This window comes from Rhodococcus sp. NJ-530 (assembly GCF_003860625.1).
Taxonomy (GTDB): Bacteria; Actinomycetota; Actinomycetes; order Mycobacteriales; family Mycobacteriaceae; genus Rhodococcus_F; species Rhodococcus_F qingshengii.
Genome location: NZ_CP034152.1, coordinates 5,776,707 through 5,789,655, shown reverse-complemented (window position 1 = coordinate 5,789,655; position 12,949 = coordinate 5,776,707). Strand labels below are relative to the sequence as shown.

Genomic DNA, 12,949 nt, shown 5'->3' with positions numbered 1-12,949 from the left:
TCAGCATCTATTGACCGCGCCCGTCGATGATCCTAGCTTTTGCCAAACACATCGAATTATCAAACGGTCGAGATCGACACAGTCGACTGTTGCGACGAAGGGGTCTGGATGTTTCCGAGGATCGGCCGCCACACGGGCGACGGACACACGGGCGACTGGAGGGCGCGGTTGATCGACATCAGCCCGCCGATCTCCGAATCGACGCCCGTGTGGCCAGGCGATACCGCCTTCACCCGCGCTGTCACGTCCGACCTCGGCGGCAGTGACGCCGTCACCATCAACCGAATCACCACCACTCCGCATATCGGTGCTCACGCCGATGCGCCGGCGCACACTCGCATCGACGGCGCGACCATTGGTTCCGTTCCCCTCGAGCCCTATCTCGGCGAAGCACTGGTGGTCGACATGACGGGGGTCGACGGTGCCGCCTGCATCAGGCCCGTCGAAGAGACGGTGGAGCGACTCGGCGGACATCTGCCGCAGCGGCTGATTCTGAGGACGTACCCGAAGTACCCGCGCGAGTGGGACAACGACTTCGCCGGTGTATCTCCGGAGCTGACCCACTGGTTCGCCGACCGCGGTGGAGTTCTGATCGGAATCGACGGCGCCTCGTTCGATCCGATGGACAGCAAGACCATGGACGGGCACCACGCGGCAAGCGATCGTAGCGTCGCGATCCTCGAAGGACTTTGCCTCGACGACGTCGACGAAGGCTACTACGAGTTGATCGCACTGCCGCTGAAGTTCCTCGACCTCGATGCCAGCCCGGTACGCGCCGTGCTCCGGACTCTGCCTTCATCACCCTCAACGCCGACACATGCAGGAGAAGAATCGTCATGACATCGACAACCACACTTTCGTTGGAAGACTGCGTCAAGGCCGACGCAGTGGATCCCCTGAGGGAGTTCCGCCGCGAGTTCGCGATTCCGGAGGGCGTTCTCTACTTCGACGGAAACTCGCTCGGCGCGCGTCCCATTGCCGCGCAGGAATGCGCCGCGAGAGTGATCGGCGACGAGTGGGGCAACGGCTTGGTTCGCAGTTGGAACGAGGCTGGATGGTTCGACCTCCCGGTCCGCCTCGGTGACAAACTTGCCCCGTTGCTGGGAGCAGGTGAAGGCGAAGTGGTAGTAACGGATTCGACGTCGATCAACCTGTTCAAGGCATTGGCCTCCGCGCTGTCCATCGCGGCTGCTCAGGATCCCAGCCGGAAGGTGATCGTCTCCGAGCGCGACAATTTCCCCACTGACCTCTACATTGCGGAGGGCATCATCTCGCTGCTCGATCAGGGATACGAACTACGCCTGATCGACCAACCGGGCGACCTCACCGAAGCAGTAGGACCGGACACCGCCGTAGTGATGTTGTCGCACGTCAACTACCGCACCGGAAACCTGTATGCGATGACGGAAGTCACTGCAGCAGTGCAGGAACGTGGCGCCCTCATGATCTGGGATCTCGCACACTCGGCCGGCGCCGTCACTGTCGATCTGAGCGGTGCCGACGCCGACTTCGCGGTCGGGTGTACGTACAAGTACCTCAATGGCGGTCCGGGTTCACCTGCATTCATCTGGGTCAACCGTCGCCATCAGAACACCGGAATCCAGCCGCTGTCCGGGTGGTGGGGGCACGCGCGACCGTTCGCGATGGAGTCGGCCTACGAACCGGGCGCAGGAATACGACGGTTTCTGAGTGGTACTCAACCCATCACGTCGTTGTCACTCGTCGAATGTGGTCTCGACATCATGCTCAAAGCTGACATGGCCGACATCCGCAGCAAGTCGCTCGCGCTGGCCGATCTCTTCATCAGCCTCGTCGAGGAGCGTTGCGCTGCCTACGGTTTGGAGTTGATCACGTCGCGCGAGCACGAGCGTCGTGGCTCGCACGTGAGTTTTGTTCATCCCGAGGGTTATTCCATCATGAAGGCTCTCATCGCGCGGGGCGTCATCGGCGACTACCGCGAACCAGGAGTGCTGAGGTTCGGTATCACTCCGCTCTATCTCGGATACGCCGACGTGTGGAACGCCGTCGACGTGTTGCGAGACATCCTCGAGAACAAGTCCTGGGATCGCCCCGAATTCCGTGAGCGCGACGCAGTCACCTGATTCTTCCAAGTTTCCGCGGACCGGGAGGTACCGCCTTTCGCAAGGAGCTTTCATGAGTGATTTCAAAAACATTCAGCAGCGAGAATCAGGTCTCAAACGCGAACTCGGCCCCAAGCAGATGAGCATGATCGCGCTCGGCGGTGCAATCGGCACCGGACTCTTCCTCGGCAGTAAGTTCGCCATCGGATTTGCCGGCCCGAGCGTCATCATCAGTTACGCGATCGGCGGGTTGATCGCCCTCCTGCTGATGGGTGCCCTCGCTGAAATGACTGTTGCACATGCGACATCAGGTTCGTTCGGTGCGTACGCAGAATTCTACGTCGGACCGTTGATCGGCTTCCTCGTTCGCTATCTCTACTGGTCATGCATCGTCCTCGCGGTCGGGACCGAGGTCACCGCGATCGGTGAATACATGCAGTTCTGGTTCGCCGACGTACCGTCGTGGCTGTGGATCGTGTTGTTCTCCGGAGTGCTGATCGGCGTGAACATGTTCAACGTCAAGGCCTTCGGAACGATGGAGTACTGGTTCTCGACGATCAAGGTCTTCGCGATCGTGGCGTTCATCGTGATGGCAGCGTACGTCGTGTTCGGTAGCGGAAACCCGGACTACGGATTTCACAATTATACGGCCGGTGGCGGATTCTTTCCGAATGGTTTGTCCGGCATGTGGTTTGCCGTGATCGTATCGATCTTCAGCTACTTGAGCATCGAGATGATCGCCATTGCGGCCGGTGAGGCGGAAAACCCCACGGTGGCGGTGAAGAAGGCATTCCGTGTGACGATCGTCCGACTGTTCGTCTTCTACATCGCAACCCTTGCTTTGATTCTGGCAATCGCTCCGATGGACAAGATATTGAGTGGCGGAAGCCCTTTCGTCACGGTGATGCAGGTTGTGAAGATTCCGGGCGCAGACAGTGTGCTGAACTTCGTGGTGATCATCGCCGCGCTGTCCGCGATGAACAGTCAGCTGTACGTGTCTTCGCGAATGATGTTCTCGCTCTCCCGTGCTGGTGACGCGCCGGCCATTCTCGGCAAGGTCAGGGCCAACGGCTCACCGGTCAATGCCTTGCTGCTGTCGACGTCGGGTATCGCCGTCGCAACAATCGTCTACGTTCTCTTTCCCGAGCAGGCATTCACCTTGATGATCTCGCTGTCGATGTTCGGGGCAATGGCGACGTGGCTGCTGATCTTCGTGACGCACTGGTTCTTTCGCAAGCGGATGGCGAGCGAAGGACGGACACTCTCCTTTACGATTCCGTTCTTCCCGGTGGGGACGATACTGGGAGGTGTCCTCATGGTCGCGATCCTCGTCACGACGTTGTGGGTCGAGGATTTCAAGATGACCTTGGTGTTCGGAGTACCGTTTGTCCTCGCCGTGATCGGCATCTACTACTTCACCCGCTCACGTCGGGCACAGAGTCGAGCGGTGACGGCTGAGCAGGTTCAGGACGAGATCACCGGCACGGTGGTCAAGCGGGTGCCCTGACTCGCGCTGGCAATCAAAGGGTTTCGTTGAAGAACTCCATAGTGCGGGTCCACGCGAGGGCAGCAGAGTTCGGGGCGTAGTGGCTGGCCGAAGTGTCGTTGTTGAACGCGTGGCCGGCGTCGGCATAGCGGTACACCCGGGCGAGATCGGACGCGGTTGCGCGCAATTGCTCGACGCTCTCCGGCGGGATACTGGGATCGAGGTCGCCGTAGTGACCGAGCCACGGGACCTGCAGTTGCGCTGCAAGTTCGGTGCCTGCGGCAATCCCATCCCATCGGGCTTCTGCAACGCCGCCACCGTAGTACGTGACAGCGGAATCGACGAGGGGTACGGCGGCACACCACAGGGATGCGGTGCCGCCCATGCAGAATCCGAGGGAGCCGACTTTGTCTGCTCCCTCGGATCGGCTGTAATCGACGGCGGCACGTACGTCGTGGCCGATGCTTGTGCCGTCGAGTGCCATGAGCGCATCCTTCGCGGACGGGAAGTCGGTGAAGGAGGTCTGTGCGCCGCGATGGTAGAGATGCGGGGCGACGGCAAGGTAGCCGCCATCGGCGAGACGCTCGAGGATGCTCTCGATGTGCTTGTTCACGCCCCACGCTTCTTGGAGAACCACAACCGCATGCTTCGGTTCTCCTGGCGAATCCGGTCGGCTGACGGTCAGCGGCACGTCGTGTGTGGTCGTCGTGAAAGTTCCCATATCCAGACTGTAGGCGAGCCCAGACTGTAGACGGACCGTCGAACTAGACTCGTCAAATGTTGAGTTCCGCCGTACAGCCGATCAGCTTGGGCAGTTGGCCGACGCCCGTCGAACCTCTGGCGCGTTGCGCGCAGGCACTCGGATTGGGGCCGGAAGACCTGTGGATCAAACGTGACGACGTCACCGGCCTGGGCGGCGGCGGCAACAAGATCCGAAAGCTGCAGTACACCTGCGCTCAGGCTTTGGCCGTCGGCGCGACGACTCTGATCACTACCGGTGCACCGCAAAGCAATCACGCTCGCTTGACTGCATCCGCAGCAGCCCGTTTGGGATTGCGTTGTGTGCTGGTGCTCGGTGGTGCCGAGCCGGAATCCGCGCAGGGAAATCTCGTTCTGGATGCACTCGCGGGCGCTGAGATCGTCTGGGCCGGTGGGGACACGGCATCCGCGCTCGACGCCGCGGCGCAGGCCGTTGCTGACTCGGGCGGAGTTCCTTTTGTCATTCCCTTCGGTGGTACCAGCGCGGTGGCCGCGCAGGGTTACGTCGACTGCGCACGCGAGATCGAGCACCAACTCTCCGGCGTCGATCGCGTCGTGGTTGCACTCGGATCGGGTGGAACGATGGCTGGACTTGTCGCGCATCTGGGCGTCGACAGAGTTGTGGGCGTTGATGTCGGGGCTGTTGCCGATCCAGTGTCGACTGTCGCTGGGTTGTTGGACGAGATGCCTGGTCCGGCTATGCGAGCCGCAGATCTTCAGATCCTGCGAAACCAAGTTGGACAAGGATATTCGACGCTCACGGAAGCATCAGCCGGCGCGATTCGATTATTGGCTCGTACGGAGGGCATCTTCCTCGACCCGACGTACACCGGCCGAGCCTTTGCGGGATTGATCCAACTCGTGAAGGACGAAGCCATCACGGCGGGATCAAAAACGGTCTTCCTGCACACCGGTGGGTTGCCTGGCCTGTTCGGACATCCCGAACTGTCGACGCTGCGGTGAGCGAGCAGATCGACTACCCGCTCAGCAGTCCGCTCGACGAACTGTCCGAGTGGCAACGCGTCGTTCGACCGCTGCGCGTCAGTGCCGACGGGTACTTGCGGTTGGCGACCAATCGGCTGGCCGTCGATTCCGACTACACGTGGGAGATGCACCGCCACAGCGATCACGAATTGCTGTGGGCGATCGACGGTGTCCTCGAGGTCCGTACTCCGGAGACTGTGTACACGGTGCCGAGCGGAGTCAGTCTGTGGATCCCGTCCTTTGTTCCCCACGAGGTGACAGCGCGCAGCGGCACAGAATTGTCGTGCACGTGGTTGGTGGCATCCGATGTGACCGGGTTGGATCGTGTGGTGGCCTTGTCCACCCCTCCGCTGCTCGAACAAGTACTCGATCACCTCACCCGAGACGACTTGACCGACGCGGCTCGTCGACGAGCCGAGGCGTTTGCCATCGACCTCGTCGAACCCGTTCCGCGACTGATTTTCGATGTGCCGCTGCCGACGACGCCGTGGCTTCGGCAGATCGCAGATCAGTTGGTTGCCAGCCCGGCCGACACCCGATCGGTCGAGGAGTGGGCCACCGACGCGAAGGTCAGTACGAGGACTCTCACACGACGGTTTCCGGCCGAAACCGGATTGACCTTCTCGGAATGGCGTATGCGATTGCGGGCTCATCACGCGATGCAACTTCTGGCACTCGGTCGAAGCATCTCGTTTGTGGCGCGGAAGACGGGTTTTCGTTCCGAAAGCGCGTTCGGTGCGGCTTTTCTTCGAACGATGGGCGTGACGCCGGGGGAGTTTGCAAGCCTGATCGATCATCCGCGCGCGCCAATGACCGATTGGCTACAGGACTAGTCCGAACAGCGACTCAAAGCATCTCGATCGGACTTGTGCCGTGCCGCAGAATGAACTTAGGGTTGGCTAAACAATCACCCTGTAGGAGTTCTGCGTGCGCGCAATTCGATCATTTTCTTTCGGTTCCAGAGTCATTGCAGCGGCGGCGGTTGCCGTCGTAGGTGCGATGGTGGTGACCGGCTGTTCCTCGTCGTCGGCCGACTCCGAGCAGACGGACGTCCGGACCGTCGCGTCGGCGTACGGGGACATCGAGGTTCCGGTTTCACCTGAGCGCGTCGTCGCCGCGTCGTACGACACTCCTTGGCAGCTCATGTCCCTCGGAGTGAAACCGGCTGCTGTGCAGGACTACGGCAAGTGGATCAGTGAATTCACGCCGGAGCAGCAGGCCTTCGTCGACGGGCTCCCGACCATCGGGCCTTTCGGGGAAATGAACTTCGAAGCGATCGCTGCGGCGGATCCCGACATCATTGTCGGCGACGCCGACGAGGTGGACCAAGCGGCGTTCGACCGTCTGTCCGGCATTGCACCCACCGTCATCGTCAAGGGAGAGAGCCGAGGCGACTGGAAGAAGATCACCACCGAGCTTGCTGAGGCAATTGGCAAGACCGACGTGCTCGAGTCGACGCGGACTGCTTACGAAGAGAATCTCGAACGTGTCCGTGGCGAGTACGCCGACGTGATCGCGACCAACAAGTGGATTCACATTTCACTCGGAGACGCGCCCGGCGCTTTCTCGGTTCAGCAGCCCACCGGTGCGATCGGCAATTTGGTGGTCAACGAACTCGGATTGGCGTACGGGCCCGGTGTTCCGACCAATTACACCGATGCCGGATACGCGTCCTATCCGATGGAGCAGTTGGCCGACATCCTGAACGGCGTGACGGTCGTGCTGTATCCGCTGAACGCGGACGGGTCGACCAGTGCGGCGGTTCAGGCGGTCCTCGACGACAACCTCTTCACGAGGCTGCCGGCGGCGCAGGCCGGGCACGTCTTCGGATTGCAGTCGAGCGTCACAGACTTCGTGACCGCGAACGGTTGGCTGAACGAAGTGAAAACGAAGGTGTTTGCAACGCTCTGACGCTTGCTCACCTTTTCACTGCGTGCCCGCAACTGACCAGTTGAGGGCGCGCAGTCTTTTTGGTCGCCACTACGAGCGGAAATCCTGTCCTCTGCTTATGATTTCTGTCACTGCCGGTTACCGTTACTTCGACGAGGGCGACGCGGTTCGACCTTGCCTTGGCAGGGATCATCGATCCTCGGCGACGTGCGGAGGTGGTCGCCATCCCCGCAGATCCGTGGGGTATTTTGTCCGTATCTACTGTCGGGGTGAGCAGTGATGTGCGGGGGTGTTTTTGGTGAGTACAAGCGCTCGTGCCGTCTTTCGAGCAGGGCGCTCTGGATTTCGGGACCATACCCGTCCGGACATTAGTTCTGGTTTGCTGAGCGTGAACGGTGCGTGGGGCGAATCGTTCGAGGGGACGAAAGGCGAGATCGGCGAATGACAGCGACTTCCGACGCACGGCGTACCGAATCGAACGCTGTCCAGAACACCGACTCGCCGTCCGGCGAAAATCCGCGCTGGCGCGACCGCAAGAGGTACCTGTGGCCGCTCGGATTGCTGATTCCACTCAGCCCGTTCCTCTCCTGGATTCTCGTCGACAACCTTCGTCTCGGATTGTTCTGGGCGACCGGCGCGTGGCTACTGGTCATCGTCATCCCGATCATCGACATGCTGGCCGGTGAAGACGGCGAAAGTCCGCCGGACGATGCGATCCCACGACTGCAGAAGGACCGCTACTACCGCTGGTGCACTTACGCGTTCCTCCCCTTGCAATACGCCGGTCTGGTCTTCGCCTGCTGGTGCTGGATCAACGCTCCGATGGGAATCGCGGAGAAGATCGCGATGTCGTTCACGGTGGGCGTCGTCGCCGGCGTCGGTATCAACGCGGCCCACGAACTCGGCCACAAGAGCGAGAAGATCGAACAGTGGCTCGCGAAAGTGGCGCTTGCGCAATCTCTCTACGGGCACTTCTACGTGGAACACAATTTCGGCCACCATGTGCGTGTAGCTACTCCGCAGGACCCGGCCAGCTCACGGTTCGGTGAGAGCTTCTGGAGGTTCTTGCCACGAAGTGTGTTCGGCGGGCTGCGTTCGGCATGGCGCATCGAGAGCGCTCGACTCCAGAGGAAAGGCAAACGAACCTCGAGCTTCGAGAACAATATTCTCAACGCTTGGGCGATGAGTGTTGTCCTCTTCGCGACGCTGATCGGTATCTTCGGTTGGGAGGTCGCGCCCTGGCTCCTGCTGCAGGCAGTTGCCGGATTCACCTTCCTCGAAGCCGCGAACTACCTCGAGCATTACGGCCTGCTGCGTGGCAAGCGTGCCGACGGCTCGTACGTTCGCGCCAGCCCCGCTGACAGTTGGAACAGCGATCACGTCGTGAGCAATCTGTTTCTCTACCAACTGCAGCGGCACAGCGATCACCACGCCAACCCGAAGCTGCGGTACCAAAGTCTGCGTAGCGCGGCCGAAGCGCCGCAACTTCCGGCCGGCTACGCAATGATGATCGTGATCGCGTGGATTCCACCGCTGTGGCGCCGGGTGATGGATCAGAGATTGTTGGACTACTACGACGGCGACACAGAACGAATCAACGTCGGCTGATCCGCATCCCTCTCTGAACTGTTCGGAGTTGTCGTCTCAGCGACCGTCGTCCCACACGGTGTTGCCGCTTGCAGTCGTCGACGGGTAGTCCTGGACGGCGTCCCAATGCTCGACGATTTTGCCGTTCTCGTCGAATCGGAAGATGTCCATCGAGCCGCTGCCGGCCGTTCCCTCACCGGACGAAGCGAAGGTCTGAACAAAGACGAAGTCGCCCTCGGCTACCGTCCGTGGAAACTTGGTGGCCTTGTCTCCGGTAACGGGTTCGATCCCGGCCAGTGCGGTGACAAATGCGTCCTTGCCGTCAGCGAACGAGGGGTTGTGCTGGGTGTAGGTCGGACCGACCAGCTGGTCGGCAGCCTCGGCGGCTTTGCCTTCGTTGAAGGCGAGCTGCAGGAACGTCAACGCGTTGGCCGTGTTGCGCTCCAAGACTTCTGACGACTTGGACGGCGACGAGGTGGGTCCGTCGAACATCGTGTTCGGATTCGCGGACGTTTCCGGCACGTCTTGAATGGCATCCCAGTGTTCGACGATCTTGCCGTTGTCGACGCGGAAGATGTCGAATACCGCCTGGCCGCGGTCGCCGGGTGCAGACGTGGTGTGGGACTGGAGGGCAACCAGATCGCCCTCGGCGAAAACGCGAGTGATCTCGGCATGCAATCCGGGTGTGGCCTCGACGTAACCGCCTATGCCGCTGACAAATCCGGCTGCCCCATCGGCGGCGGTGGGGTTGTGCTGGATGTAGACGTCGCCAAGGTACCGGTCGGCGGCTTGCTGAACCTGACGGCCGTTGAACGCCAGTTCGTAGAAGTCCGTGACGACGGTCTTGTTGGATTCGAGTTGATCGCCCTGTTCGGCAACAACGCTCGTGGACGTCGTAGAACTGCTGGGCGTTGCGGATTCCGCGTCGTTGGAGCACGCGGTGAGCAGGAGTGCGGCGGCAGCGGGAACAGTCATCCAGGCTGCGCGCCTACGAAGGTTGCTCATATTCAGTGTGCGACGGTGAAACGCTGGCGACGGTGGGCCGGAGTCTCGATCTCGTCGACAAAAGCGTGTGCGTAGTCTTCGCCCGCGATGGCGGAGTTGCCCTGGGCGTCCGTCAGGAGAATGTCGCCACCCAACTGGAACGATCCCTTCGGGGCGACGCCGGCATGGGCACCGAACGCAGCGGCCGGGCTCACGTAGAACCAGTCGACATTGCTGTCGGTCGCGCGGAGCGCATCGAGGACGTCGGCGTGAGCGAGTGCCTCACCCTTGTATGCGTCCGGGAAGTCGGGGGTGTCGACGACGCGTGGCCCACCCTCGGAGACCAACAGGCTGCCGGCGCCACCGACTACGGCAATGCGAGCACCGTTGCGTGCGGCGGCATCTGCGAGGGGCGTGACGGCGTCGAGCAGGCGCTTGCCGTCGATCTCGCGAGCGGGGATGGCAACGACAACGACGTCGTTGTCTGCCGTGATCTGCTCCACGATCGTGTTGTCGTGAACAGAACCCTGCACGACATTCGTGTCGGTTCCGGACTGCGCGCTGCGAGCGACGACGGTTACCTCGTGGCCGCGTGAAGCGGCTTCTTTCGCGATTGCGCTTCCTGCAAAACCGTTTCCACCGAATACTGCGATCTTCGACATGGGGTGTGCCTTTCCTTGATGTCGTCGTTGTGCTTGTAGTAGTAAATTTATTCACCCCGAGCTGCATTGTCTCGGTCAGATGCGGGCATTCCTTGGTGAAAAACAGACATCATGATGACGATGGGCCGACTGCTTCGGGTCGACGTTGCGAACCGTAGGGTTGGTACATGACTCTCACCGCCGACAACAATGCAGGTCCAGTGGCAATCGAGCGCTCGGACGTCGAAGCTGCGCGGACTCGTATCGCAGGACTGGCGCGGCGTACTCCGATCTTTCGCACTGCGCTACCGACGCCACAGGGTGAGGTACCGGTTCTGTTCAAGCTCGAGTACCTCCAGCACGGCGGTTCCTTCAAAGTGCGCGGCAGTCTCAATGCAGTGGAACGAGCGGTCGCCGACGGCACCATGCCCGATGCCGGCGTGGTGATCGCGTCTGGCGGCAACGCTGCAATCGGGGCCGCGTGGGCAGCGCGGCGACGAGGACTCACCTGCACAGTGGTGGTGCCGGAGACAGCGCCTGATGCCAAGGTGAAGGCTCTCGGAGAGTTGGGTGCAACCGTTCACAAGGTAGGCGACCGGTATGCACTCGCTGCTGCCGCTGCGGCGGACATCGCACGCACCAGCGGTGCGCTCGAACTGCACGCCTACGACCTGCCCGACATCGTCAGTGGGGCCGGCACCATCGCTCTCGAGATCGAAGACGACGCATCCGGACCGATCACGTATTGCGTTGCAGTCGGCGGCGGCGGATTGGTCTCTGGAATCGTCGCGGCGGCTCGTCCCGAAGATCACGTGGTAGCCGTCGAGCCGACCGGGGCTGCCACCTTGCGCACCTCGCTCGATGCGGGGCGTCCGGTGGATATCGAAGTAAACAGTATCGCCGGAGACTCGTTGGGGGCTACACGAATTGGTGCCATCGCCTGGGAGACACTGCATGAGAGTTCGGTAGACAGTGTTGTGGTCGAAGATGATTCGATCCGACAGGCGCGGGCATTCATGTGGCGGGAGTTCCGGATTCTGGTGGAGTTGGGAACCGCAGCAGCATTGGCTCCGGTTCTGAACGGAACGGTGTCGCCGCCGTCCGACGGTGAACTGTGCGTGGTTTTATGCGGAGCCAACACACATCCGACCGACCTGTAATTTCAGCGTATTTGTTTGCCTGCGTGTGAGAAAGTCGCAGGTGGGTACCTCTCGCAGTATGAGTACCAGCAGCATTATCTGGATAATTGTTGCCGTGGTCGTGGTGATAGCGATCGTGGCCGCACTCCTGTGGGTGGCGCGAAACAGGCGTGACGAGCGTCGTCACATCGAGGCAGAACAGATCCGCGAAGACGTCGCAGACAAGTCACTGCAAGTAGGCGAGCGCGAGGCGCGGGCAGAAGAGACAGCAGCCAAAGCGCGCATGGTGCAGGCAGAGGCCGACGCCAAAGCGGCGGAAGCGTCTGCGCTGCAACATCATGCAGCGCAGCATCGGAAAGAGGCGACGAGTTCTCGCGAGGAACTGAACCAGCAACGAGATCATGCAGACACGATCGACCCCAAGGTTCCCAACCCCGAAGAACCGCGGTCGACGCCGGATCAGAACCCTCGAAACCCTTGATCTCGAAACACTTGATGCAGGCGTTCGAGGGAAGCGTCTGCCCGTATATGGTTCGACGATCATGATGAATAAAGAATCGTCACCGCACGACCAGAAGAGCGTCGCGTCCACGGCGGCTGACGTCGCACAGAACAATGTCTTCGAGCGCTTTGCCCGTGCCGGATTCGTCGTCAGCGGTGTGGTTCATCTGCTGATCGGATATATCGCGATCCGCCTTGCTCTCGGTGGATCCGGGTCTGCGGACCAATCGGGTGCGATGGCCGAGTTGGCAGGAAAGCCAGGGGGTGTCTTCGCTCTGTGGGTCGGCGTCGTGGCCTTCCTTGCCATGGCGTTGTGGAGATTGGCCGAAGCTGCGTTGGGAAGCTCGTCGTCGCCGTCCTCTGACGACAAGAAGAAAGAGTTCTTCAACCGCGCAAAGGCTCTGGGCATTTCGCTCGTCTATTTCGGTTTTGCTTTCACTGCATTCGGATTCGCCAGCGGTAGCGGGAAGTCCAGCAGCGGTCAGAGTGCGGGGATCACGGCGCGTTTGATGGAGAACACGCTTGGAACTATCGCATTGGTGATCGGCGGGATCGCGATCATTGCCGTTGGTGTGTACCACGTGTACAAGGGCGCGAGCCAGAACTTCCTCGATGATCTGAAAGGCACACCCAGCAACTTCGTGCGCCGACTCGGAACCGTCGGGTACGTCGCCAAGGGCTTGGCCATCGCTGCAGTCGGCATTCTGGTTCTTCTTGCGGTCAACAGTTCCGAACCCGGCAAGTCCTCCGGACTCGACGGAGCGTTCAAGACGCTGGGCGCGCAGCCGTACGGAGTGGCGCTGCTGATCCTTGCCGGATTGGGCATCATCACCTACGGGCTCTACTGCTTCGTGATGGCGCGCTCGACGAAGATGTAGCGCCTGTAGGCAAGTGGGC

General features: G+C 61.1%; 13 protein-coding genes. 10 read left to right on the top strand and 3 right to left on the bottom strand.

The window, feature by feature from the left end; translation table 11 throughout:
* The first annotated feature begins 108 nt into the window (after positions 1 to 108).
* From kynB to EHW12_RS27045, 3 genes are read left to right on the top strand one after another with little or no spacing between them, the layout of a single operon-like run.
* The gene (gene kynB, locus EHW12_RS27055; RefSeq protein WP_030536022.1) at positions 109 to 840 is read left to right on the top strand and encodes an arylformamidase; all 732 of its coding nucleotides are present in this window, start codon (positions 109 to 111) and stop codon (positions 838 to 840) included.
* Positions 837 to 2,102 (top strand): kynureninase, encoded by a 1,266-nt coding sequence (gene kynU, locus EHW12_RS27050; protein WP_125052185.1) that lies wholly within the window; start codon positions 837 to 839, stop codon positions 2,100 to 2,102. The genes kynB and kynU overlap by 4 nt, the downstream gene beginning before the upstream one ends.
* 52 nt (positions 2,103 to 2,154) lie before the next feature.
* Positions 2,155 to 3,588 carry an amino acid permease gene (locus tag EHW12_RS27045; protein WP_007730871.1) on the top strand — a complete coding sequence of 478 codons (1,434 nt, stop codon included), beginning with the start codon at positions 2,155 to 2,157 and terminating at the stop codon, positions 3,586 to 3,588.
* A gap of 13 nt (positions 3,589 to 3,601) precedes the next feature.
* Here EHW12_RS27045 and EHW12_RS27040 read toward each other — a convergent pair whose 3' ends face one another.
* Positions 3,602 to 4,288, bottom strand: a complete 687-nt coding sequence (locus EHW12_RS27040; protein ID WP_007730873.1) for a dienelactone hydrolase family protein — start codon at positions 4,286 to 4,288, stop codon at positions 3,602 to 3,604.
* A gap of 56 nt (positions 4,289 to 4,344) precedes the next feature.
* Between EHW12_RS27040 and EHW12_RS27035 the strand changes: the two genes are divergently transcribed.
* From EHW12_RS27035 to EHW12_RS27020, 4 genes are all read left to right on the top strand, one after another.
* On the top strand, positions 4,345 to 5,289 hold the full coding sequence (locus tag EHW12_RS27035; RefSeq protein ID WP_007730875.1) for a D-cysteine desulfhydrase family protein: 945 nt from the start codon (positions 4,345 to 4,347) through the stop codon (positions 5,287 to 5,289).
* A complete protein-coding gene (locus tag EHW12_RS27030; RefSeq protein WP_007730877.1) occupies positions 5,286 to 6,143 on the top strand; it encodes an AraC family transcriptional regulator in 858 nt (285 codons plus the stop codon). Before EHW12_RS27035 ends, EHW12_RS27030 begins: the two co-directional genes overlap by 4 nt.
* A 94-nt stretch (positions 6,144 to 6,237) precedes the next feature.
* Positions 6,238 to 7,221, top strand: coding sequence for an ABC transporter substrate-binding protein (locus EHW12_RS27025; protein WP_030536016.1), 984 nt, complete (start codon positions 6,238 to 6,240; stop codon positions 7,219 to 7,221).
* Between the two features lie 420 nt (positions 7,222 to 7,641).
* Positions 7,642 to 8,808 carry an alkane 1-monooxygenase gene (locus EHW12_RS27020; protein ID WP_125052183.1) on the top strand — a complete coding sequence of 389 codons (1,167 nt, stop codon included), beginning with the start codon at positions 7,642 to 7,644 and terminating at the stop codon, positions 8,806 to 8,808.
* 36 nt (positions 8,809 to 8,844) lie between these two features.
* On the opposite strand, the gene EHW12_RS27015 is transcribed toward EHW12_RS27020, so the two are convergent.
* Complete coding sequence (locus EHW12_RS27015) at positions 8,845 to 9,762, bottom strand: nuclear transport factor 2 family protein (protein ID WP_007730883.1); 918 nt, start codon at positions 9,760 to 9,762, stop codon at positions 8,845 to 8,847.
* 32 nt (positions 9,763 to 9,794) lie between these two features.
* Positions 9,795 to 10,433 carry an NAD(P)H-binding protein gene (locus tag EHW12_RS27010; RefSeq protein WP_007730884.1) on the bottom strand — a complete coding sequence of 213 codons (639 nt, stop codon included), beginning with the start codon at positions 10,431 to 10,433 and terminating at the stop codon, positions 9,795 to 9,797.
* Between the two features lie 167 nt (positions 10,434 to 10,600).
* On the opposite strand from EHW12_RS27010, the gene EHW12_RS27005 reads away from it, so the two are divergent.
* The 3 genes from EHW12_RS27005 (at position 10,601) to EHW12_RS26995 (ending at position 12,930) form a co-directional block, all read left to right on the top strand.
* Positions 10,601 to 11,572 carry a serine/threonine dehydratase gene (locus tag EHW12_RS27005; protein ID WP_007730885.1) on the top strand — a complete coding sequence of 324 codons (972 nt, stop codon included), beginning with the start codon at positions 10,601 to 10,603 and terminating at the stop codon, positions 11,570 to 11,572.
* Positions 11,573 to 11,630: 58 nt separating this feature from the next.
* The gene (locus EHW12_RS27000) at positions 11,631 to 12,032 is read left to right on the top strand and encodes a hypothetical protein (RefSeq protein WP_020971062.1); all 402 of its coding nucleotides are present in this window, start codon (positions 11,631 to 11,633) and stop codon (positions 12,030 to 12,032) included.
* A 61-nt stretch (positions 12,033 to 12,093) separates the two neighbouring features.
* Complete coding sequence (locus EHW12_RS26995; RefSeq protein ID WP_039973191.1) at positions 12,094 to 12,930, top strand: DUF1206 domain-containing protein; 837 nt, start codon at positions 12,094 to 12,096, stop codon at positions 12,928 to 12,930.
* The last annotated feature ends 19 nt before the right edge of the window (positions 12,931 to 12,949 follow it).